The sequence below is a fragment of the Balnearium lithotrophicum genome (assembly GCF_900182585.1).
Taxonomy (GTDB): domain Bacteria; phylum Aquificota; class Aquificia; order Desulfurobacteriales; family Desulfurobacteriaceae; genus Balnearium; species Balnearium lithotrophicum.
This window is the reverse complement of the sequence record NZ_FXTM01000006.1, coordinates 1-22,605: the sequence shown is the minus strand read 5'-3', so window position 1 is coordinate 22,605 and position 22,605 is coordinate 1. Positions and strand designations below refer to the sequence as shown.

Genomic DNA, 22,605 nt, shown 5'->3' with positions numbered 1-22,605 from the left:
TCCTCTATAGGCCAAATTCCTTCATTATTTCATCTATCTCTTCTTGAGAAACTTCCTTCTTCCATTCGAGTTCCTCAAGTTTTTCCTGAATTTTTTTCTTCGATAAATATTTTTCATCCTCCAATCCAGCTGTAATTATCATTTTAAGTATACTTTTTTCTAAATCACTTAGAAATTTTTTTATCTTTAAAAGTCTTTGAGCCAAAATGTCTTGAAATTCAAGAAAAGTTAGAGAGTTCGTCAAGATAGAAATAAGATTGTTTATCTTCTCTTCAGCAATTTCCCTGTCTCTATCTCCAAGTTTTTCTACTACTAATTTAAGTTCGTTCAGTTCATCTAAGGCTTTACTAATCATATCAATCAACTTTTTAACTGCCTCTTCACTTTCTGAGATAGATTCATCTATATGTTTACTAACAGCCTTTAATCCCTCCTTTTTAGAGGAAATCTCTGACAAGTCCCTCTTAAAATCCTCAATCAAAGAGAGCAAACTCTGTAGTTCTTTGAGTAATCCCCTTTCCATTCTTTCCCCTCATATTTAATCTTCGTTTAATTCTTCTAAAAGTTTAGATATGTCTAAATCTAAAACTTCTGTAGCCTCCTTTGCCTGAAATGGTGTAGTAGACTCACTTTTAGAGACGAGGTCGGAGAAACCAGAAATAACGGGTCTTCCCTTTTCGTCAAAGCCTGTGGCAATAACGGTAACCTGTATGGAACCCTCTAATTCCTCTGAAAGGGTAACACCGAAGAAGAAGTTTGTATCGTCCCTCTTAGCTCTCTCCTTTATCAAACCGGCAGCAGCGTAAGCCTCATCCAACGTTAAGTCACTTCCTCCACTTATGTTGACCAAAATTCTGCTTGCCCCTTCAACCTGAACATTTTCCAAAAGAGGATTGTCTATAGCCTTACGGGCTGCAGTGAGAGCTCTGTCCTCTCCACTTGCCTCCCCTATTCCTATAAGTGCATATCCGCCGCTGTGCATTACAGACTTAACGTCTGCAAAGTCAAGGTTTATGAGGCCTGCCTTTGTTATGACTTCCGTTATACCCTTAACTGCCTGGTACAGAACGTTATCAGCCAATTTAAAAGCGTTGAGTATGTTCATATCCTTAGGCGCAATTGTCAAAAGCTTTTGGTTCGGAATTACCATTAGGGTATCAACAAACTCCTTCAACCTCCTTATTCCAACTTCTGCAAACTCCATTCTCCTTCTACCCTCAAAGTCAAAGGGACGTGTAACAACACCTACTGTAAGTATTCCCATATCCTTTGCAATTTTTGCAACAATTGGAGCAGCTCCCGTTCCCGTTCCTCCTCCCATACCTGCAGTTATAAAGACCATGTCTGAACCTTCTAAAACCTCCCTGATTTTCGGTTCGTCCTCTAATGCAGCCTGCTCACCAATTTCCGGTTTGCCACCAGCTCCAAGCCCCTTTGTGAGCTTTTCTCCAATCTGAACCTTTATAGGAACAGGAAGCTTTGAAAGAACCTGAGCATCCGTATTGACAACTATAAAATCAACGCCTTCTATTCCCATTTCGTACATTCTCGCTACTGCATTTCCACCACCACCGCCTACACCTATAACCTTTATCACAGGTCCCTGAAAGAGTTCATCTGCTATGTCAAACATGCTCACCTCCTATATTAAGTCCATTAAAAATCTAATAATTCCCTGAAACCACCCTACCTTTCCGTAGGTTTTTCTAATATCCTCTTTAATGTCGGTAAGCTTTTCCCTATTTTCCAGAGAGGATAAATAGTTTGAAACTCCTACAACGGGTGAGAGTGAAGAATCACTGACTGTGTCCGGTTTAGAGATGACAGTTGGAGCTTTGAAAATCCTTTGGGATAGAACCTCGATGTCCCTCAAGTTGGACAAGCCACCGGTTAGGAAGACCGTGTTTAAATTTTTTACATAGCTCGGGTCCTCGTTCTCTAAGGTTGATTTAATGTCCTTGAAAATTCCCTGTAGTTTTTTCTGAATCAATGCAGGAATGACAATTCTTGGAATTTTTACCGTACGGCTGGCATAGTTGACATCAATAAGCTCCTCCTTGCTAAACTTCAAAGCATAGGCACTACCGTATTCAAAAAAGAGCCTTTCGGCTTCCTTCCTATTTACCTTCAAACTCTTTATTAGAAACTCTAAAATGTCCTGACTTCCCGTAGGAAGGTGTTTGATAAGTACCGGTTTATCCTCTCTAAAGTACAGAAACTCCGTATTTCCGGCACCTAAATAAACGATGAGGTTATTGTTGTAGTAAAAGTTAGGGTCCCTTATACCGTAAAAAGCAGCAACAGGTTGGGCTATAAACCTCTCAACAGATAGATTTACATCTTTAAGTAAGCTCTCTACTGTTTTAAGGTGGTTTTTACCTCCAAGGACTACTATTGCCCTCATTGTTAGTTTTTGTCCGCTTCTTCCTATTGGATTTTGTATTCCGTCAATTTTGTCAACGATGAACTCCTGGGGAATTACGTGAATTATTTCATAGTAGTTCTTTAAGTAGAGATTTCCTCGAAAGAGCTCCTTCTGTGCTTTGTTTTTTACTTCGTTAACTTCGTTGTGTGTAATAGTTGTTATTCCAGGAAACTCAATTGTTGATTCCACCTGAAAGTTAACAATAAAGTTCCCAGGGACTATAACACAGGCACTATTGGGAAGGACGGTCGGGGAATCCAGCTTCAGTTTATTGAGTACGATACTTAAAGACTCTTTTGCTGATGCAGGATTTATTATATTTCCACCTTTTATTCCCCTTGAGGGAGCCTTCTTTACGATAAATTCCCTCTTATTGTTCCTGTATATAGATAAAACAACCCTTATAGAGCTTGTTCCCAAGTCAATGGTTAGATTTTTATAAGGTGTCATCTTCCTTTCCTCCCCTGTAAAACTAAAAGACCTGAATACCTGAAATCGTAAATTCCCGGTTTGAGAAATCCCTCCTTCAAGATGGAAGCAAACCTCTTCCAACTATTATCGTTAAAACTCAAATAAACGATACATGAAGGAGCTTTAAGCAGTATTAGGACACCAACATCCATCAGGACTATTTGAACTTCTTTACTTTCCAAGTTAAGCTCTTTTATCTTGTCCTTTACGAGGTTGACTTCAATTCTAACAAAATTTCTAAGCTTTAAGAATCCGTTTTCCAGCTTAAACGGTGATAGCTTACCCCTGTATGAGAAAACTTCTCCTTGACTAACCTTTAATGGCCTTTCCTCGAGAACAAATCCATTTCTACCTATTAAGTACAATTTTCCCCTGAAAATTAGAGAAAACGCAGTAGGTTCTTCCCAGATTTTTACCTCTAACGTTCCCCCCCTTATATCCAATTTGCAGTGTTCGACCCAGGGAAGGGAGTTTATCCTCTCCTTTAGAGTCCTCAAGTTATCAGGATTTAGGTCCAGTCCTGGCTTTAAGAAGGGGAGAATACTTTGAACAATTTTTCCTCTCCAAGGACCCGTCTCCTTTACAACCACAAACTTAACATTTTCCAACTTTGAGGGAGAATTTAACAGCCCATAAATCACTACTCCAAAGAATAAAAACAGAAGAACTGCAATTAAAAAGAGCCTTTTTCTGCGTCCCTTAATATTTCCTCCACCAATCTGTCAAAAGTGTATCCTGAAACCTGTGCTGACTTGGGAAGAAGACTTCTCTCAGTAAGTCCTGGAATTGTATTGACTTCAAGAACGTAAGGTGAATTGAAATTATCCAACTTAAAGTCAACCCTAATTGCACCTCTACACTCTAAGACCTTGTAGACTCTTTCAGATAGCTTTTTAAGTCTCTCCTCCAACCTTTTTGGAAGTGAAGCTGGAATCCTGTACTCCGTAGAACTACTCACGTATTTGGATTCGTAGTCGTAAAATTCCCCTGCCGGAACTATTTCCACTGGCGGAAGAGCTCTTCCCCTTAAGACTGCAACTGTAACTTCCCTACCTTGTAGGTACTCTTCGATTAAAACCTTGGAGTCGTAGGAGAAGGCCTCCTTAAGGGCTTTTGGGAGCTCCCCTTCCCCCTTAACCAAAAAAATCCCCACACTTGAGCCTGCCCTCGCAGGTTTTACAATACAGGGGAATTCCAAATTTTTAGGAATTTCATCTCCTTTAAAGAGTGTTATCCCCGAGGGAACAGGAATTCCATAACTCTTCAAAACCCTCTTTGTTAAATCCTTATCTATTGAGACAGCGCTTGGAATTACTCCAGAACCAGTGTACGGAACCTTCATTATTTCAAGTAGTCCCTGAACCGTTCCATCTTCACCTGGAGAACCGTGAAGAGAAATGAAGACTACATCAGGCTCAATCTCCTTTACCATTTCTGGAAAGTTTCTGGAAAGTTCAACCGGAATTACCTCATGCCCAAGTCTCTTTAATGATTCGATAACGCTTCTTGCACTCTTCCTTGAAACCTCAGCTTCCGGGGACTCTCCTCCGTAGACAACTAAAACTTTCACCTTCCGAACCTCTCTTTCACTATTTCTGCAACCTCTTCTAACCTGTTGGCTCGAGAACCCTTTATGAGAACAGCCTTCCCTTCAAATCGGTACTTTGATACAAAATTTAACAGTTCCTCTTTCACTTTAAAGTGATAGAATTCTCCTTTAAATTCTTTTACCATTTCCTCCACTTCCTCTCCGTAGGCAATAACTTCAGAGATGCCCAATTCGTTCATAAGCCTTCCCAACTTTTTGTGCTCCTCCCTTGAAATCTCCCCCAACTCCAACATGTCTCCAGCAATTACAACCTTTTTACCTGGGAACTTGGAGAGAACTTCAAGTGCATTTCTGAAGGATGCAGGATTTGCATTGTATGAGTCGTTGATGAGAACTCCTTCTTGAAATCTACAAATTTCCATACGGAGATAGGGAGGAGAAAAGGAGGAAACTGCATCTAACAGATTGAGGGGAAGTCCCAATATTAGGAGGAGAGCTCCACAGACCATTGAGGAATTAACAACGGAAAAGCCGGGAACTGGGGAGAAGAGCTTTACTCTTTTCCCTGATACTGAAATCTCAAAATCTGTTCCTTCTGAAGAGGTGTTAAAGGAAATGAGTTTAACATCCCCTTTTCTTCCAAACGTTAACGTCTCAAAGGACTTTGAAAAGTCTCGATACTTGTAAGGAACTATTGAAAATCTTAAACCTTCTGTTATTGAGAATTTTTCCTCTATAAGCTCTTCAAAGTCTTTAAATTTTTCCATATGAGCCCTTTCCACAGAAGTGACTATTCCCACTTCAGGACTCACAAACTCCCTTATTTGAGAAACCTCTCCCGGTGAATTTGTACCAATTTCCTGGACGTAAATATCGGTATTTGGAGGAAGGTTGGATAGTGTATAGGTTACCCCAAGTTCATTGTTAAAACTTCTCTCATTTCTATAGGTTCTAACTCCACCTTCTAAGAGCACTTTTGATACTAATTCCTTGGTTGTAGTTTTTCCTACACTTCCAGTAATTCCTACAACTGTTCCGGAAAATTTCCTTCTCCTGTAGAGGGCAATCTCTTTAAAAGCTTTGAATGTATCCGGGACAAAAATACCGAACTTTTGGGGTGGAATCTCTACGTTTTGAGAGAACAAAACTCCCGAAGCTCCCCTTTTAAAAGCATCCTCAGTGAATTTATGGCCGTCCCTCCTTCCCTTAATTGGAATAAAAACGTTTCCTTCTTTTACCTCTCTCGAGTCAAAGTGAAAACCTGAAATAGGTCTATTTTTCCCTACTAATTTTCCTCCAACAATTTCAGATAGCTTTTTTGCATCCATAGAACTCCTCAACAACCTTCCTATCGCTAAAGGGAATTTTTACACTTCCAATTATCTGGTAGTTTTCATGACCTTTGCCTGCAATTAAAACGGTATCTTCCTCCTTTTTCATTGAAAGGGCAAGATTTATTGCCTCCCTCCTTGAAAGCTCAACCGTAACTTTCTCCTTTCTATCAATTCCTGATAGTATGTCAGAAATTATTCTCTCTACGGGTTCACTCCTTGGGTTATCACTTGTAAGAATAACTAAATCAGCAATTTCAGATGCTACCCTTCCCATCGGAGCTCTCTTCTCCCTATCCCTATTACCTCCAGCTCCAAAGACCACTATCAACCTGCCGGTTGTTATATCCCTCAGGGTTTTTAGGACCTTCTTTAGAGCATCTGGAGTGTGTGCATAGTCGATGAATACCCCTCTACGAACCTCCTCAAGCCTTCCGGGAACCTTTACTCCCGTGTAGGAAACTGCAAGCTCATCCTTTGGAAAGCCCAACTCCGAAAGGAGTGAAAAGGAAGCTGTTAGATTGTAGGCATTGAAAAATCCCTTTAGCTCCGTTTCCACTCTGTATTTACTTCCCTCATGAGAGATTTCTACGTATCTGCCATCTCTAAATTGATTTATTCTGTAGTCGCCCTCCACTCCATAGGAGAGAAACTTTCTGGTAAAAATGCCCCTCAAGCCGTAGAGACACTTCCCAAACGGGTCATCACCGTTTACAACCGAAACTTTCGATTTGAAGAAGAGTTTCTCCTTTGATAGGAAGTAGTTGTAAATATCTCCGTGGAAATCGAGGTGGTCATGGGATAGATTGGTAAATACCGAACCCTTAAACTCTACTCCGTAAACCCTATCAAGTTCTAAGGCGTGGGATGAAACCTCACAGACGACCCATTTAACTCTCCTGTCCCTGAAGTAGGCAAGAATCCTGAAAAAGTCTGTTGGAGAAGGGGTTGTCATATCTGAGGGAAACCTCTCCTCCTCCGTTCCCCACTCTACAGTTCCAACGATTCCTGCCCTTTCTCCAATTCTGTTGATAGCGCTAAAGGTAAGGTAGGAAGTTGTTGTCTTACCGTTTGTTCCAGTAATACCTATTATTGAGAGCTCCCTCTCCGGGTTTCCGTAAAACCTCGCAGAGAGAACTGCTAAGTCCTTTCTCGGATTTTCCGTTAGAAAGACAGGAATGAGTGAACGGAGCTCCCTGTACGTTTTGAGTGAATCTGTAAAAACTACAGAGGCTCCCCTTTTTATAGCCTCCTTTACAAAGAGGTTCCCATCTGAGGAGAGACCTTTGTAGGCAAAGAAAATGAAGTTAGGCAGAACCTTTTTAGAGTTCTCAGTGATTCCCTCAACCCAGAAATTACCTTCAAACCTTAAACCTAAGGGCTTTAGTAGAAGGGAGAGCTCCAAAAATTACTCTCCCTCCTTCTGAATTGTCTCTTCAAGTTTTTGAATCTTCTGCTCAACTTCCTCTAAGATTGTCCTCTTCTCCTCCTCAGACATCTCCTCTTCGCCACTCGTTAAGAGCTCCTTGATAGACCTTGAAATATCCTCTACCAGAGCCCTTGCCCTTTCAGGAAGGTCGCTCTCCTTAATCTGCTCCTGGAGCTCCTCTATTTTCTTGAGGATTTCCTCCTTCCTCGTAGTTGCAACGTAAGCTGCTCCTGCACCTATTAAACTACCTAATAAAAACATCAGTGAACTCTTTCTCATCTCTTCCTCCAAATTAATTCTTCAATATTTAAACTTATGCTACTTTTTTGACTTTTTAAACTTACCTACAAAGGAGAGGGCTCCCGAAACTACCTTTAAGTTTTCAGTAATCGAAACGATTGTCCTTTTTAAGTCGATAACTGCCGGTTTAAGCTGAGAGTTAACCGTATCAACCCCCTCCTCCATCTTTTTTAAAATTCTGTACGCAATAATTAAAACAGCTATTAAACCAACAGTTATAAGAACAGAGCAAACTGCAATAACTGTTAAATCAACTGCTATTAATTTTTCCATTGACTATCCCCCTATTGTAAACATTTTCCTCGAGCAGCCTAACCCCTCAAGGGCCTCTATTCCGTTTATTCCCCTCTTTAAAAGAAGAGCTCCCCTTACTACAGAGACCAAATTTTCCCTCTTGTAGGAGGGAGACCTTAAAATCCCCTTAATATCTATTTCCTTTTCCGACATTAGACAGAGCCGAAGTTTTCCATCAGATGTCAGTCTTAGTCTGTTACACTCTGAACAGAAGTGTTCACTAACAGAAGGAATAAATCCAACAACGGCCTTTGTTCCTTCAATTTTAAAGCTCTTTGCGGGTCCCATCTTTTTTGTTTTATGTGGAACGAGTTTTCCAAACTGTTTAACTATTTTCTCCTTTATCTCTGAAGCCGGAATAAAGTTCTCGGAGCTAAAGAACTTCCCGCCTACAGGCATCAACTCTATAAATCTCACCTCTACACCAAATCTTTCCGAAAATCTGATAAAACCCTCCAACTCTCCATCGTTAAAATTCCTAATTAGGACTGTGTTTATCTTTACAGGCTCAATTCCAATCGATTTCGCCTCTTCAACTCCCTCAATGACCCTAAAGAGGGCATCTCTTTCTCTTCCTGTAATAAACGAAAATTTCTCCGGAATTAAGGTATCAATGCTAACGTTTACCCTGTTTAGCCCATTCTCCTTTAACGTTCTCGCCTTTTCCTTGAGGAAATATCCGTTGGTCGTTAATGTTACCTCCTCTATACCTTCAATACTCTTTAGCTGAAAAATTAATTCCTCTAAACCCTTTCTAACTAAGGGTTCCCCCCCTGTTAATCTAATAGATTTAACCCCAAAGGTTGTAAATACCCTTACAATTTCGGTTATTTCCTCGTATCTGAGTATTTCTGGATGGGGTATGAACTCCTGATTTCCCTCAGGCATACAGTACTTACACCTGAAGTTACACCTATCGGTAACTGAAACCCTTAAGTAAGTTATCCTCATAAAGCCCGCCGATTAAAATTTAATTTATTCTATAAAATAACTTCCTTCATCCTATCTATTACTGGCTTCAAGATTAAGTACTTTGTTTTCAAGCTTGCCCTGTTTATAACCAGCCTTGCAGTCGAATGGAGAATAACATCCACTTCCCTTAAACCATTCTCCTTAAGTGTCGTTCCAGTTTGAACAAGGTCAACTATCCTATCTGAAAGACCTACGAGTGGAGCCAATTCCACGGAACCGTAGAGGACTATTATTTCAGGGTGAATTCCCTTACTTCTAAAGTACCTGTCGGTTATCTTCGGATACTTTGTGGCAACTCTTATGTAGGAGAGCTTTTCTATGTCGTAGGGTTCATCTATATCCTGAGGTTCTGCAACGGAAAGCCTGCACGCTCCAAACTTAAGGTCCAACGGTTCGTAGAGGTCAAACCCCTTTTCCTCGATAACGTCCTTTCCCGCTATTCCAATATCGGCAGTTCCGTAGTAAACGTACGTTGGAACGTCCATAGGTTTAACTAAGATGAACTTAAAGTTTTTCCACTGGAAGATGAGCTTTCTCGTTTTAGTAAGGGTTTCCGATGCATCTATCCCACATGATTCAAGGAAACCAACAGCCTCCTTCAGTAGTCTTCCCTTTGGAAGTGCAACAGTTATTGATTTGTAGTCCATCTTTCAACTCCTAATACTTAAGCTCACTTGGGACTCTCTCTATCTCTGCACCCAACGAATTGAGCTTCCTCTCCAATTTCTCGTAGCCCCTATCAAGGTGGTATATCCTGTAAACCTCCGTTGTGTTTTCAGCTCCGAGTCCTGCTATAACCAACGATGCACTTGCCCTTAAGTCTGTTGCCGTAACCTTTGCTCCAATTAACTTGTCTACACCTTTGACAACGACGGTATTGCCCTCAATCTTTAAGTCTGCACCCATTCTCTGGAGCTCCAGAGCATGCATAAACCTGTTCTCAAATATCGTTTCCTTTATTACAGATACCCCATCTGCTATGCACATTGCAGCCATAAACTGAGCCTGCATATCCGTTGGAAAGCCCGGATAGGGTTGTGTAACTATATCCGTTCCCTTTAGTCTATCTCTTTTTTTCACTAAAACTCTACCTTCCGAAATTTCCTCAATAGAGAGTCCCGATTCAACAAACTTCTCAACAACCGACTCTAAGGCAAACGTTGGAAATTCCTCTATTTCCACTTCTCCACCTGCAGAGGCCACTGCAGAGAGAAACGTTCCTGCCTCTATTCTGTCGGGCATAACCCTGTACTCGATAGGGCCAATTTCGTCCACCCCCTCTACCTCTATGACGTCCGTTCCCTCTCCCTCTATCCTTGCTCCTCCCTTTTTTAGAGCTCTTGCCAAATCGACAATTTCTGGCTCCTTTGCTGCATTTCTTATAACCGTTTTTCCCTTTGCAAGAACGGCAGCCATAAGTATATTCTCCGTTCCACCGACAGTTGGAAAGTCCAACGTTACATCGACGCCCTTTAACCTTCCCCTTACCTCTCCAACTACGTACCCGTGGGAAATTCTCAAATCTGCTCCCATCTTTGAAAGGCCCTTCAGGTGAAGGTCGACCGGCCTTAAGCCGATTGCACACCCTCCGGGGAGCGAAACACTGGCCCTTCCAAACTTGGACAGAAGAGGCCCTAAACAGAGGATGGAAGCCCTCATTGTTTTAACCAATTCGTAGGGAGCCTCAGGATTAATTCTTCCCGTGAACTCCACTTCAACAGTATCACTGTTCCTTACAACGTTAAATCCCATTATCTCGAGGAGTTTACATGCAGTTGAAACATCCCTAAGGTCTGGAACGTTTGAAAGTTTGAGACTTCCCGATAGGATTGAGGAGAAGAGAATGGGGAGTGAGGCATTCTTTGAACCAGAAACCCTAACCTTGCCGTGGAGCTCCCTTCCTCCTCTTATAACAAACTTCTCCATTATTCCTTAACCCCCGTAACTACCCTCTCAATTCCAGATAAATCCCTGTAAGTTTTAATATCTTCAAATCCTGAGCTCCTGAGTAAGTTACTCACCTTATCACTCTGGCCTATACCAACTTCTAAAGCCAAAAGTCCACCCCTTTTTAATTTCTCCGAGGACTGCTCAACTAACCTCTCAATTACCTCAAGTCCAGTTCTCCCTCCAAAGAGAGCTCCCGCAGGCTCAAACTTTAGAACCTCCCTTTCCAATTTGGGGTCGTTAACTGAAACGTAAGGGGGATTTGAAACGACAACATCTACAGAAAAGTCGATAGGGGAGAGTAGGTCTCCCTTTAAAAACTCAACCTTGGAACACCCCAACTTTTCCCTATTCTTCTCAGAAATTTCCAAAGCCTTCTTGGATATGTCTATTCCAAAGAATTTATGTCTCTCACCCGTCAACTTACAGAGCGTTAGGACGATGCACCCTGAACCTGTTCCGACGTCAACAACAGTTAAACCCTCCTTATTTCTCAAAAATTCAAAAACAACCTCGACTAAGAACTCCGTTTCTGGCCTTGGAATGAGAACTCCCCTATCAACAGAAAATTCAAAACCAAAGAACTCCCTATTTCCCGTTATGTAGGCAACCGGTTCTCCCTTTGCCCTTCTGACTATCAACTTTCTGTATCTTTCAACCTCATCCTCAGATAGAGGTCTATCAAAGTTTGTGTAGAGCTCCACTCTACTTTTTAGTCCAAGTGAATGGACTAAGAGGAGCTCTGCGTCCAACCTCGGGGTTTTACTTCCTCTTTCCCTTAAAATCTCAGCAGCCCTTTTAACCAAGCTTCCAACAGTCCACTCCATAGCGGAGGAATTATAACCTCTGTATAATTCCCTCCATGAAAGTTATCTACGTTGACAGAACAGACTCAACAAACGAGGAAGCAAAGAGAGTTCCCTTTTTCCACGGCCTCTGTATAGTTGCAAGGGAGCAAACGGGTGGAAAGGGAAGAAGAGGTAGACGTTGGCTCTCAAAAAGGGACAAGGGACTTTACGTCTCATTCATCCTTGAGAGACCGAGCAGAAACTTTGGAATTTCAAGTTTGGCCTTCGGTTACTCAACACTTAAAGCCCTTTTAAGGTTCGGAGATGGGTTCTACTTGAAGTGGCCAAACGACGTTTATATAAACGGAAAAAAGATTGCCGGTGTTCTTCCAGAGCTCTGCAGGGACAGGTTGGTTGTAGGAATAGGAATAAACCTAACATACTCAAAGGAGGAGCTCAGTAGCTTCCCCGTTCCGGCAACATCACTGAGAGTTGAAGGAATAGAATTTGATAGGGATGAGCTCCTATCACTTCTCCACAGAGAAGTTGTTAAAGTTCACAGTTTGCTAAAGGAGGGAAACTTTAGTATTGAGGAGTTTGAAAGACACTGTCCTATGATTAGAAGGGAAGTTAAAGTGGTCGAGGAGGGGAACTCCTACGTCGGGAGAGCTCTTAAAGTTGATACTGATGGAGCTCTCATTGTTAAGACGGAGGAGGGTCTTAAAAAAGTATTTGCAGCAGACGTTAGCGTGAGGGAGAGGTGAAAGAGATAGAGTTTCCAACTTACAGGGATTTGATGAAGGACAGGAGAATTCTCTACTACATTGAAAGGAGCGATTACTTCTTGGAGAGAATGGGATACACGGACCACGGAATAAAGCACGTCGGATGGGTTGCCGAAAAGGCAAGGTGGCTGCTTATGGAGATAACGGGAGATAGGAGGAGGGCAGAACTTGCAGGAGTGGCAGGTTTTCTCCACGATATCGGTCACATTGTTTCAAGGCACAATCACGCTCAGAGTGGAGCCCTTCTTGCTTTCCAACTCTTAAAGGGGAAAGGTTACTTGGATGATGACCTAACAGAAATAACCTTTGCAATTGGAAATCACGAGGAGGAAACGGGATTTCCCGTTACCGAGGTCTCAGCTGCCGTTGTTATTGCCGACAAGTCCCACGTCCACAGAACAAGGGTAAGAACCAGGAGAACAATTGGAGAGGACATTCATGACAGGGTTAACTACGCAGTTCTGTACAGTAACCTTGAGGTTGATAAGGTAACGAGAACTGTAAAACTCATTCTCAAAATTGATACGAGAATTTCAGACCTACTTGACTACTTCTCCATATTCCAGCCCCGAATGGAGATGTGCAGGAGGGCTACGGAGGTTTTTGGCTACAAATTCAGGCTCAGGATAAACGATACAGACCTTTAATTTTGTATTATTCATGGAGCAAAGTTTAAAGGTGAGGAGTTCTTATGAAAAACCTTAAGTGGAAAATACTGTTCGTTCTGATAGTCCTATTAGGTGCCCTCTATATTGATTTAACGAAGCCCATAAACTTAGGGCTTGACCTCAAAGGCGGTACCCACTTGGTTCTCCAGATTGATACGGAGAAAGCCCTTGAGAATGAGGTTTCAACGGCTCTGAGGGAGATTAAGAGGAGTTTGGAGGAGGAGAACATTCCCGTTGTATCCGTCGAAAGGAGAAAAACAAACATAGAGATTTTCCTGTTATCTCCCGACTACGTTAAACAGGCCGTTTCAAAAATAGAGGATGACTACTCAGATATGTTTAACATCAAGGTCAAGGGAAAGGAGATAGAGCTCTCACTTAAACCATCCTACAAGTCAAAGGAGATAGATAGGCTTGCAGAACAGGCCCTTGAAACGATAAGGAACAGAATAGACCAGTTAGGTGTAGCAGAACCTGTTATTGTTAGAAACGGAAAGGACAGGATTATTGTGGAGCTTCCTGGGGTTAAGAACCCAGAAAGGGCCAAGAAGGTAATTGGAAAGGTTGCAAACCTTGAATTTAAGGAAGTGGTTGATACGGCAAGGAGTGTAGAGGAACTTATAACAAAGTTGGGAGGAACGGTTCCAGAAGGAGCAAGGATTGTTGTCAAACCTTCACCATCGGGACCAACGTTCTACGAAGTCAAGAACGGAAAGGAGGAAAAGCTTCCCTTCCGCTCTCCTGAGGATGTGGTTAAGGCCTTTGGCGGAAAGGTACCGGATGACCAGCAGGTTCTAATTCAGGAGATTAAGAACAAATCTGGAAAGGTTGTGGCCTACAACTTCTTCATAGTTAAGAGGGAACCGATACTAACCGGAGCCTACCTAAAGGATGCCTACCCAAGTAGGGATGAAAACGGCATGCCTGCAGTGAGCTTCGTCCTAAAACCTGAGGGAGCAAGGATATTTAAGGAATACACGGCGAAACACGTAGGAACGAGACTTGCAATCGTACTTGACGGTAAAGTTCAGTCCGCTCCCGTAATAAGGAGCGCTATCGGTTCGAGGGGACAGATAACTGGACAGTTCTCCTATCAGGAGGCAAGGGACCTATCTATAGTTTTAAGGGCTGGAGCTCTACCTGCACCTGTAAAAATTGTTGAGGAGACAACGGTAGGACCATCCTTGGGTAAGGAGTCCGTTGAAAAGGGAATAAAGGCAGGTGTGGCAGGAATAGTTATTGTTATGCTGTTTATGCTCCTTTACTACAAGTTTGCCGGATTGGCCGCCGATTTAGCCCTCCTTATGAACGTAGTTCTCCTATGGTCCATGATGGTTCTCTTAGGAGCTACCTTAACTCTGCCAGGAATAGCTGGTTACATCTTAACCGTAGGTATGGCCGTTGATGCCAACGTAATCATATTCGAGAGAATAAAGGAGGAAATTAGAAAGGGAAGGAACCTTTTTTCCTCCGTTGAAGCAGGCTTCTCAAGAGCCTGGGGAACAATACTCGATGCCAACGTAACAACCTTAATTGCTGCAGCAGTCCTCTTTCAATTTGGAACAGGTCCTATAAAGGGTTTTGCCGTTACACTCTCCTTAGGTATCCTGTCAAGTATGTTTACTGCTGTTTTCGTTACAAAGGTTATTCTTGACCTTATTGTTAAGTACAAACCTAACCTATTCAAAATTTAGGGAGTAGTGGATGAGAAAAATTGACTTTATAGGAAAAAGGTACTTTGCCTATTTACTTTCACTGTCACTTATAGTAGGAAGCTGGCTCTACGGGATATTTATTGTTAAACCTAAGTTTGGAATAGACTTTACAGGTGGAGTTTTAGTTCAGGTAAAGGTGGATGAGAAGAACATAAATACAGAGAAAATCAGGCAGATATTTAACGGAAAAATTGAAGGAATCTTAGTTCAAAACATTGAGGGTAAAAATGAGTTTCTTATAAAAGCTCCTGCTATAAAAGACCCAAATAAAACTGCCGATTTGATAAGAGAAGTTTTAAGGGAAAAGTTCGGAAATAAAGTTGAAATAAGAAGAGTTGAAATGATAGGTCCTACAATTGGTAAGGAGTTGAGGGAAAAGGGAATAATGGCCGTAATCTATGCCCTGATTGGTATTCTCATTTACGTTGCCTGGAGATTTGAGCCGATTTTTGCCTTTGGTGCAGTCCTTGCCTTGGTTCACGACGCTCTGGCAACAACGGGAGTATTTATGTCTGTAGGTAGGGAATTCAGTTTACCTGTTATTGCGGCTCTCTTAACAGTTATCGGTTACTCTATAAACGATACAATCGTTGTTTACGACAGAATCAGGGAAAATATGAAAGTTTTACTGAGAAGTAAGCCCTTTGAGGAAATCGTTAATGACAGTATAAACCAAACGCTCTCAAGAACCCTAATAACATCTCTGACCACTCTATTTGTTGTTTTCTGTCTCTACATGTTTGGAGGAGGTGTAATAAACGACTTTGCTTTCGTTCTCCTTGTAGGTATAACGGTAGGTACCTATTCCTCAATCTTTATTGCAAGTGCTTTGGTTGTTGATTGGTACAGATACGTTAAGAAGGAAAAATGAAGACTCTTTACAGGTACATTTTCTATGAACTGTTTAAAACGGTAATCTTCACCTTTTTGCTGTTTTTATTTGTAATAGTGATTGATAGGGCCTCTCAAATAGCGGAAACAGTTATAGGTCAGGGAGTTTCTTTCACAGAGTTTCTCTCTGTTTTAGTAAAAACCCTTCCTGCCTTTTTTGGAGTTGTTATTTCTGTGTCCTTTGTAATTTCAGTCTTAATCGTATTTCTCCAGATGGAGAGCAATAATGAAATTACCGTTTTAAGGTCCTGCGGTGTCAGTATTCGCCAGATATCCATTCCCGTCCTTCTGTTAGGTATTCTCTTTTCACTCTTTTCTCTCTACTCTACGATGTACTTAGCTCCAAAAAGCAACGTTGCTGTTAAAAAGGAGATTGAGGAACTTGTAAAGAAGAAGCTAACTATGAGTATAACTCCAAAGAACTTCTCGTCAAACTTTCCTGGAGTTACGTTCTACGTGGATAGAATCTTTCCTAAACAGGGACTAATTGAGAACTTTATGGTCTCACTTGATAGAAAGGATAAATTCATAGTAATATTTGGAAGAGAAGGCGGTTTAAGGACTGAAAACAATACGGTCTTTTTGGATATTTACAACGGAACTGCACAGGTTTTAAACTGGGAAAAACCGGAGGAGTTTCAGTTTTTAAAGTTTAAAAACTATACACTGGAGCTCTACAAGTTTTCCGAAGGCGAAAAGTTCGAAGCTAAAAAGTACAAAACACTAAGCCAGCTTTTAAAGAAAAGGGATTCCGAGAGTTTAACCGAAATCCTAAAGAGGTTATCCTTATCCCTATCCTCACTAATTGTAGGAATTCTGATTTTCTCAGTATCCGTATCTCTTCCAAGGGGAGCTTACGGAATGGGAATTATCATAAGTCTAACTGTAATTGTTCTCTACTACGTTCTGTACGTTTTCTCAAAGAAGCTTGCTCTAAGCTCAAACTTTCCTCCTCTAACCCTTCTGCCGGATTTAGTATTCGGAGTTCTCTCCTCCATTTTTTACTACCTTGCAGTTAAGGAAAAAATTAGGATTTACGCAGGAACGAGATGGTAAAGATTTTAGATAGGTACGTTTTCTCTGAAGGGCTGAAGCTTCTGTTTTTGACACTGTTAACGTTTCTAACGATATTTGGAATAATCGACTTCGTGAGCCACATCAGTATCTCTATGAAATTAGGACTTAAGTCTGAGCTCCAGTTCATATCTGGTAGGTTTCCCCTTTACACCGTCAGAGTTTTACCCATAGCAGTTCTAATCTCAACTGTGGTAACTCTCTCCCGATTTTCGTCAACGAGTGAACTAACGGTTATCAGGGCTCTCGGGATAAGTACCTATAGATTCTCAGTTCCACTTTTAGTCTTGGCTCTCCTCTCCTCACTTTTCTCACTCCTCGTTCACGAGCTTTTTGTTCCAAAGGGACTGAAGGTTTCCTCAGAAATTGAGAGAAAGGTGGAAAAAGCCAGCCCTAAGAAGGTAAGTGAGGTCTGGTTTAAAAGCGGAAGTAGGAAATTTGTGTTTATAAGGAAGTTGAATGTAAAGGAGAGAAGGGGAAAGTGGGGAAGTGTTATAGAGGAGGAGAACTTTCAACCTACAAGGAGAATCGATGGAAGAGAGGTTTTCTATGAAGGTAACGGAGTTTGGAAGTTTAAAGACGTTTTTATAAGGGATTTAAATAAATTAAAAACTGAGAGGTTAAACGAGCTTTCACTCAACTTAGGTGTTGATATTAAGGATTTAAAGTCGTCAGAAACACTGCCTGAGGCTAAGAGCTTAAGTGAGTTGTTTATAACCATTAAGAGGCTTGAAAGGTTGGGTTACGATACGAGGCAATTTCAGATGGAGCTCTACTCAAAACTGGCAATATCCCTCTATCCCTTGGTTGTAACTCTTATTGGAATACCCTTTGGTGTTTTTAACCCGAGGAACAGAAAGGGGTACACGGTCTTGATTGTGAGCACCCTAATCGTTCTAATGTGGGTCACAACGTCGCTCTTTATAAGTTTAGGAAAGAGTGGAGCTCTACCACCAATCTATGCATCCTTTGCTCCTTTAATTCTCTTCACTTCAGTAGGTCTTATACTCTTTGGAAGGGTTGAGACGTGAAGATTTCCTTCAAGAAGGCGGAGAGGGCTCAGAGGGAGCTCCTTAAAAAACTAAAACTCAGACCACTTGAGAGGGAGATAAAACTCATCGGAGGGTGTGATTTAACCTTTATTGACCCTTATAAAAATCCTACAGTTGGAATTGGAGCATTTGTAATTCTTGAGTTTTCAAGTCTAAAAGTAGTTGAGGAAATTTACGACACAATGGAAGTAAAGGTTCCATACGTTCCGGGATTTCTGGCCTTCCGTGAGGTTCCACTTTTGGTCAAAACCTACTTAAAACTAAAAAACAAACCTGATTTAGTAGTTGTTGACGGACACGGAATAGCCCATCCGAGGAGGCTTGGAATAGCTACACACTTTGGAATTGTTATGAACGTACCTACGATAGGGTGTGCAAAGAAGATTCTCTACGGAAAATTTGAGGAGCCCTGCGAAAAGGCAGGCTGCAGTTCACCTATCGTTGACCCAAAAACTAAGGAAATTCTCGGATATGCCGTTAGGATGAGGGACAGAGTTAAACCCGTTTTTGTCTCTCCTGGAAATCTGATAACTCCTGAGGAGTCCCTTGAAATTGTTCTAAAACTTGGAAGGGGGTATAAGCTTCCTGAACCTACGAGACTTGCCCACAATTACCTTCAAACAGTTAGAAAGGGTATAATACAGCGCAAATTAGAAAGGACGGAGGAGTAAAATGGCAGTTGAGAGGACTCTTGTAATTGTAAAGCCCGATGCTGTTAAGAAGAATGCAGTTGGAGACATCGTTAGAATTCTACAGGAGAACGACTTGAAGCTCTTGGCAATTAAGATGGTTCACCTTTCAAAGGAACAGGCTAAAAAGTTTTACATAGTCCACAAGGATAGGCCGTTTTACGATGAACTAACAGATTTCATGTCATCCGGCCCCTGTGTCCCGATGGTTCTTGAGGGAGAAAATGCGATAAGCAGAGTAAGGGAAATCATAGGGGCTACAGACCCTGCCAAAGCTGCAGAAGGAACTATCAGGAAGAAGTACGGAACTGACGTTGGGAGAAACGCGGTTCATGCATCGGACTCTCCCGAATCTGCAAGCTACGAAATTCCCTTCTTCTTTAATCAACTTGAAATTCATGACCAGTACTAAGGGGGTATTTCCCCCTTACTAAACCAGTTTGGGAGAATTTATGGACGATAGTTTCAGTTTACTGGGACTGGACAGGGAGCTCTGTGAAAGGGCAGTTGATGAAGGAGAGGAAGTAACAGTTAAACATTACGTCTTTGACGACCTATTGGATACATCAGAAAAACTGACCTGTAGCCACTTAGAAGTTGATGAAAATTTCTCAATCTTTAACTACCTGTTGAAAAAGGAAAAACTATCATTCTTTTCAAGGTCTGAAGAAATTCCCCTTGGCTGTTATGTAGGTTATAAGAATGGAAGTCTCTTTACCTTTGAGGACTTTAACTTTAAAATCCAATCGTTGGACGAGTTCACACTCTTGGTTGAGGCAATAGAGGTCACAACCGGCAAGGCCTTTCACTTTGAGCTCTGTAACTTGTGTCAACTTCCCGAGAAGCTATCAAGTGAGATGGACGTTGCCTTAACTATTTACTCAAACAGGGTAAAAAGGCTACCTCCCCTTTCACACTTTGACCAGGTGGCCGATGAGAACAGGGAGCTCCTAAAGTTGGCGATAAAGGGAAACGAAAAAGCCAGAGAGAAATTGGAAAGGAGTTTAGGGGAGGAGGAAACAGTTAGGCTTTTAGGGGAGTTTTCCCAAAAGCCTGAGGAACTCTTTGATACCTGTATCCTTTCAGATAGGGAAAACTACACGGTAATCGGAATAGTTACCTCTGTATCAGAAATTGGCTTTGAAGGTAAATCCCTTTATTCTGTTGACCTCTTTTCTGAGGACTTGGAGCTGAAACTCCTTACTCCTGAATACCCTTTAAGTGAAGGAGAAAGATTTTTAGCAGTTGGTAAAATGTACGGCGTGGCCACTGTTTAGGAGGGAAAGTTGAAGGTAGGAAGGTTTAAGTACGGGGATAGGACAATCTTCGGACTTATAAGGGGAAAGGAGATTCTTCCCTTGAAGGAAAGAAGGGTTTCTGAACTTATGGAGGGTGTTACACCCGAGGGAGAGCCCCTATCCTTTAAGGATGTGAAGTTCCTGTCTCCGACGAGGCCGACAAAAATTGTTGCAGTTGGACTTAACTACAGAGCCCATGCAGAGGAGATGGGAAAACCCATTCCTGAGGAGCCTCTCATTTTCCTCAAACCCTCAACGGCTGTAATATCGAACAAGATGAAGATTGTTCTTCCAAAAATGTCAAATAGAGTTGACTATGAAGGGGAACTTGCCGTAGTTATTGGTAGAAAGTGTAGAAAAGTATCTCCTGAAGAAGCGAAGGAGTACATATTGGGATACTCCTGTTTTAACGATGTAACAGCAAGGGATTTGCAGAAGAAGGACGGCCAATATACGAGGGCAAAGTCCTTTGACACATTTGCTCCTTACGGCCCATGGATTAATACAGATATCGACCCGATAGGACTTAGGATTGAGACGAGAGTTAACGGGGAGGTAAGACAGAGGGGAAACACTGAAGACATGATATTTTCCCCGTTTGAGCTCGTTTCCTTTGTTTCTCAAATCATGACACTCTTACCCGGAGATGTAATCTCGACAGGAACTCCTCCCGGAGTAGGTCCCCTAAATCCTGATGATAGGGTAGAGGTTGAGATTGAGGGGATAGGAACGCTCATTAACTACGTTACTCTTGAGAGCTAAAGTAGCTGATAAGTTATTCCCATTTAGCTTTTACGTTTCTATAACTTGAATATAAATATATAAATGCCAAACTCAAAGAAGACAAAATCAATGGAACTGTGAAAACAGGATCTTTAATTAATGTCGTTATATTTGTTAAATATTCATAATAAGACAATCTTCCTCCAGTTCCGCCTCTAATTATGCTAGCTAAAGTAAACATTAGTGAAACAAGTACCAATAAAATAGTAACTAGATTTTGAGAATTAAAAGCATTAATATAGATTTCTTTAAGAAATATATTGTATTTTACCATATTTAATTTGTGAAAGTTTTCTAGGCTTCGGCGCACATTGCTATATATATCCCAACCTTGCAGAAGATTTTTAAGAATACTATCTAAAATGCGAAGAACGAAAGTTGTAAGGATATATATAGGAAATGTAAGAACTATAAGAAAGTTTGGCTCTACTTTAAATCTTAAATTAAATTCTTCTACTATTCCTCCTTCTTCTGGAGAAAGGAGTATATTAGTATGTTCATTTGCTATATATAAGTGATAGGCAATTGTTTTATCTAAGAAATATCTGGAAACTAAAATATTTGCTGGTTTTATATTAAATGCAAAATCCCAAGAATACTTCTCAGTTTTTGCGTATTTTGGAGGTTCACATTGAGTTGCAAATTCGGGAACTTGAAGCCATATATCACTATGAGGTTTTAGAATGTTAGGATCTTCCTTTTTCAATTTTAAAAAGTAGTTTCTTACTTTTCCTTTTAACTTTTCAAAGCTTTCGTTGATTTTATCAACGATTATAAAAACATCTTTATCTTCATCTTCAATTTCTCTGATACTAAAACTATTAACTATATTTTGAATTTCCGTTTTGCTTTCATTTAGAAATTCCTCAATTGCCTTCAATCCGTCTTCTTTATGGATTAAGGTTAGTATAGAACTGTTTGATATAGCTTTTTTCTCATCAGGAAATAAGGCATACATACTTCCTAACGTTTCAGGAGTAAATATATGTATTTTATATTGTTCCTTTTTCTCCGGGCTACTCATAACTATAGAAAACCTGATGGCTACAATTCCTGCTTGGATTAACTTCCCATTCTTCCTAAAAACTTCTATTTTTATACATTCCCCATAATCAATAACTTTTATTCCTAGATCTAGGTAAATAGTAGCTTTTATTCCATCTATAAGAATATTACGAGTAAGTAAACTTTCATTGTCGATAGGATAACAAATTTTAATACTTTTATAGTTTTTACTTTCATAGGCATCATAATTGTTTGTATGGGTAGCAATAAGGAAGGTTTTTGTAAAATTAACAACTCCGTTTTCAAGCTTTTCATCATATATTCTTTCCATTAAGTTATGTAAAAATGAACCATGAAAATTTTCAACTTTACCATGAAGATAAATATTTAGACTATAACAATCTATCGGAACAAAAAGCAAAATTTCCTCATGAACCATAGGATGATTAGGTTCTATAACTAAGTGCAATTCAAATAACCGAAGAGCCATTACGGGAATATGGAAGCCATAAACAGAAAAGCCACTCAAACCTACTAAGGCCACCTTCTCCCTCCTCCCCTGCGAATTATAAAAGAAAAGTTCGAACTACTATCTACTATATCGCAGCATTAGGTCTTGTCTTTAATGTCCTCATATCTATCCTCCTATGCTTTTATTTATTTTTACTATCTTAACTGCGTTAATCAAAGTTTATAAAATCAATGAGATTTCGTCTGTTCTCGTTCAATACATGGTGGACACCCTGGTGTTTTTTAATATATTCCTCAAACTTCTCTACTGGAGTCTTATAACCAAGACCTTGATGAGGCCTAACGAAGTTGTAAAAGTTTAGATACCTAAATAGTTTCCTGTTCATTTCATCAATTTTCGGCTCAGTCCCTTCTATCATCCACAGTTCCTTCTCCACCGTCTGTATGAACCTTTCAACGTGGGAATTGGTCTTGGGAGACCTCGGATAGCTGAAGTAGTGTTCTATTCCCCTCTCCTTAAGGTAATCCTCTAACTCTCCTATAAACTCACTTCCGTTATCAGTTTGAACCTTTTCTATTTTGAAGGGAAGAAACTTTTCAAGTTCCTGGAAGAACCTTTTCCCACTCCTGCTGCTTTTTGTAGAATAAACCTTAGCAAAGCCTATTCT

General features: G+C 40.8%; 25 protein-coding genes. 10 read left to right on the top strand and 15 right to left on the bottom strand.

What is annotated here, in order from left to right:
- Positions 1–4 precede the first annotated feature (4 nt).
- From FN732_RS03115 to prmC, 13 genes are all read right to left on the bottom strand, one after another.
- On the bottom strand, positions 5–523 hold the full coding sequence (locus tag FN732_RS03115; RefSeq protein ID WP_142934610.1) for a hypothetical protein: 519 nt from the start codon (positions 521–523) through the stop codon (positions 5–7).
- Between the two features lie 15 nt (positions 524–538).
- Complete coding sequence (gene ftsZ / locus FN732_RS03110) at positions 539–1,633, bottom strand: cell division protein FtsZ (RefSeq protein ID WP_142934608.1); 1,095 nt, start codon at positions 1,631–1,633, stop codon at positions 539–541.
- A gap of 9 nt (positions 1,634–1,642) precedes the next feature.
- Positions 1,643–2,875, bottom strand: a complete 1,233-nt coding sequence (locus FN732_RS03105; RefSeq protein WP_142934606.1) for a cell division protein FtsA — start codon at positions 2,873–2,875, stop codon at positions 1,643–1,645.
- Positions 2,872–3,504, bottom strand: coding sequence for a cell division protein FtsQ/DivIB (locus tag FN732_RS03100; RefSeq protein WP_185954222.1), 633 nt, complete (start codon positions 3,502–3,504; stop codon positions 2,872–2,874). The genes FN732_RS03105 and FN732_RS03100 overlap by 4 nt, the downstream gene beginning before the upstream one ends.
- A 65-nt stretch (positions 3,505–3,569) precedes the next feature.
- Positions 3,570–4,466 (bottom strand): D-alanine--D-alanine ligase family protein, encoded by an 897-nt coding sequence (locus tag FN732_RS03095; RefSeq protein WP_142934602.1) that lies wholly within the window; start codon positions 4,464–4,466, stop codon positions 3,570–3,572.
- Entirely contained in the window at positions 4,463–5,773 is a 1,311-nt protein-coding gene (locus FN732_RS03090; protein ID WP_142934600.1) for a UDP-N-acetylmuramoyl-tripeptide--D-alanyl-D-alanine ligase, read from the bottom strand. The genes FN732_RS03095 and FN732_RS03090 overlap by 4 nt, the downstream gene beginning before the upstream one ends.
- Positions 5,751–7,181: a UDP-N-acetylmuramoyl-L-alanyl-D-glutamate--2,6-diaminopimelate ligase gene (locus FN732_RS03085; protein ID WP_142934597.1), complete on the bottom strand. Its 1,431-nt coding sequence runs from the start codon at positions 7,179–7,181 to the stop codon at positions 5,751–5,753. Before FN732_RS03085 ends, FN732_RS03090 begins: the two co-directional genes overlap by 23 nt.
- Before the next feature lie 3 nt (positions 7,182–7,184).
- Positions 7,185–7,484 carry a YtxH domain-containing protein gene (locus FN732_RS03080; protein WP_142934595.1) on the bottom strand — a complete coding sequence of 100 codons (300 nt, stop codon included), beginning with the start codon at positions 7,482–7,484 and terminating at the stop codon, positions 7,185–7,187.
- Between the two features lie 39 nt (positions 7,485–7,523).
- Positions 7,524–7,778 (bottom strand): hypothetical protein, encoded by a 255-nt coding sequence (locus FN732_RS03075; RefSeq protein WP_142934592.1) that lies wholly within the window; start codon positions 7,776–7,778, stop codon positions 7,524–7,526.
- 3 nt (positions 7,779–7,781) lie between these two features.
- Positions 7,782–8,750 (bottom strand): GTP 3',8-cyclase MoaA, encoded by a 969-nt coding sequence (moaA, locus tag FN732_RS03070; RefSeq protein WP_142934590.1) that lies wholly within the window; start codon positions 8,748–8,750, stop codon positions 7,782–7,784.
- Positions 8,751–8,779: 29 nt separating this feature from the next.
- Complete coding sequence (gene hisG, locus FN732_RS03065; RefSeq protein WP_142934588.1) at positions 8,780–9,418, bottom strand: ATP phosphoribosyltransferase; 639 nt, start codon at positions 9,416–9,418, stop codon at positions 8,780–8,782.
- 10 nt (positions 9,419–9,428) lie between these two features.
- The gene (gene murA, locus FN732_RS03060; protein ID WP_142934586.1) at positions 9,429–10,697 is read right to left on the bottom strand and encodes a UDP-N-acetylglucosamine 1-carboxyvinyltransferase; all 1,269 of its coding nucleotides are present in this window, start codon (positions 10,695–10,697) and stop codon (positions 9,429–9,431) included.
- Positions 10,697–11,545, bottom strand: a complete 849-nt coding sequence (prmC, locus tag FN732_RS03055; RefSeq protein ID WP_142934584.1) for a peptide chain release factor N(5)-glutamine methyltransferase — start codon at positions 11,543–11,545, stop codon at positions 10,697–10,699. Before prmC ends, murA begins: the two co-directional genes overlap by 1 nt.
- Positions 11,546–11,580: 35 nt before the next feature.
- Between prmC and FN732_RS03050 the strand changes: the two genes are divergently transcribed.
- Genes FN732_RS03050 through FN732_RS03005 form a run of 10 tightly spaced genes read left to right on the top strand, consistent with a single transcriptional unit; the run spans position 11,581 to position 20,440 of the window.
- Positions 11,581–12,270: a biotin--[acetyl-CoA-carboxylase] ligase gene (locus FN732_RS03050; protein WP_142934582.1), complete on the top strand. Its 690-nt coding sequence runs from the start codon at positions 11,581–11,583 to the stop codon at positions 12,268–12,270.
- Positions 12,267–12,938: an HD domain-containing protein gene (locus tag FN732_RS03045; RefSeq protein WP_142934580.1), complete on the top strand. Its 672-nt coding sequence runs from the start codon at positions 12,267–12,269 to the stop codon at positions 12,936–12,938. The genes FN732_RS03050 and FN732_RS03045 overlap by 4 nt, the downstream gene beginning before the upstream one ends.
- Positions 12,939–12,982: 44 nt before the next feature.
- Positions 12,983–14,653, top strand: coding sequence for a protein translocase subunit SecD (secD, locus tag FN732_RS03040; RefSeq protein WP_142934578.1), 1,671 nt, complete (start codon positions 12,983–12,985; stop codon positions 14,651–14,653).
- 10 nt (positions 14,654–14,663) lie between these two features.
- Positions 14,664–15,545, top strand: a complete 882-nt coding sequence (secF, locus tag FN732_RS03035; RefSeq protein ID WP_142934576.1) for a protein translocase subunit SecF — start codon at positions 14,664–14,666, stop codon at positions 15,543–15,545.
- Positions 15,542–16,621: an LptF/LptG family permease gene (locus FN732_RS03030; RefSeq protein ID WP_142934574.1), complete on the top strand. Its 1,080-nt coding sequence runs from the start codon at positions 15,542–15,544 to the stop codon at positions 16,619–16,621. Before secF ends, FN732_RS03030 begins: the two co-directional genes overlap by 4 nt.
- A complete protein-coding gene (locus FN732_RS03025; protein ID WP_142934572.1) occupies positions 16,615–17,670 on the top strand; it encodes an LptF/LptG family permease in 1,056 nt (351 codons plus the stop codon). Before FN732_RS03030 ends, FN732_RS03025 begins: the two co-directional genes overlap by 7 nt.
- Complete coding sequence (locus FN732_RS03020; protein WP_142934570.1) at positions 17,667–18,362, top strand: endonuclease V; 696 nt, start codon at positions 17,667–17,669, stop codon at positions 18,360–18,362. Before FN732_RS03025 ends, FN732_RS03020 begins: the two co-directional genes overlap by 4 nt.
- 1 nt (position 18,363) lies before the next feature.
- Positions 18,364–18,792, top strand: coding sequence for a nucleoside-diphosphate kinase (gene ndk, locus FN732_RS03015; RefSeq protein ID WP_142934568.1), 429 nt, complete (start codon positions 18,364–18,366; stop codon positions 18,790–18,792).
- A 40-nt stretch (positions 18,793–18,832) separates the two neighbouring features.
- On the top strand, positions 18,833–19,657 hold the full coding sequence (locus FN732_RS03010; RefSeq protein WP_142934566.1) for a hypothetical protein: 825 nt from the start codon (positions 18,833–18,835) through the stop codon (positions 19,655–19,657).
- A 9-nt stretch (positions 19,658–19,666) separates the two neighbouring features.
- A complete protein-coding gene (locus tag FN732_RS03005; RefSeq protein WP_142934564.1) occupies positions 19,667–20,440 on the top strand; it encodes a fumarylacetoacetate hydrolase family protein in 774 nt (257 codons plus the stop codon).
- 13 nt (positions 20,441–20,453) lie between these two features.
- On the opposite strand, the gene FN732_RS03000 is transcribed toward FN732_RS03005, so the two are convergent.
- Together FN732_RS03000 and FN732_RS02995 are read right to left on the bottom strand one after the other, a co-directional pair.
- Entirely contained in the window at positions 20,454–22,010 is a 1,557-nt protein-coding gene (locus FN732_RS03000; RefSeq protein ID WP_142934562.1) for a hypothetical protein, read from the bottom strand.
- A 136-nt stretch (positions 22,011–22,146) separates the two neighbouring features.
- Positions 22,147–22,605 (bottom strand): integrase core domain-containing protein (locus tag FN732_RS02995; RefSeq protein WP_142934560.1); only part of this gene is annotated, 459 nt, incomplete at its 5' end.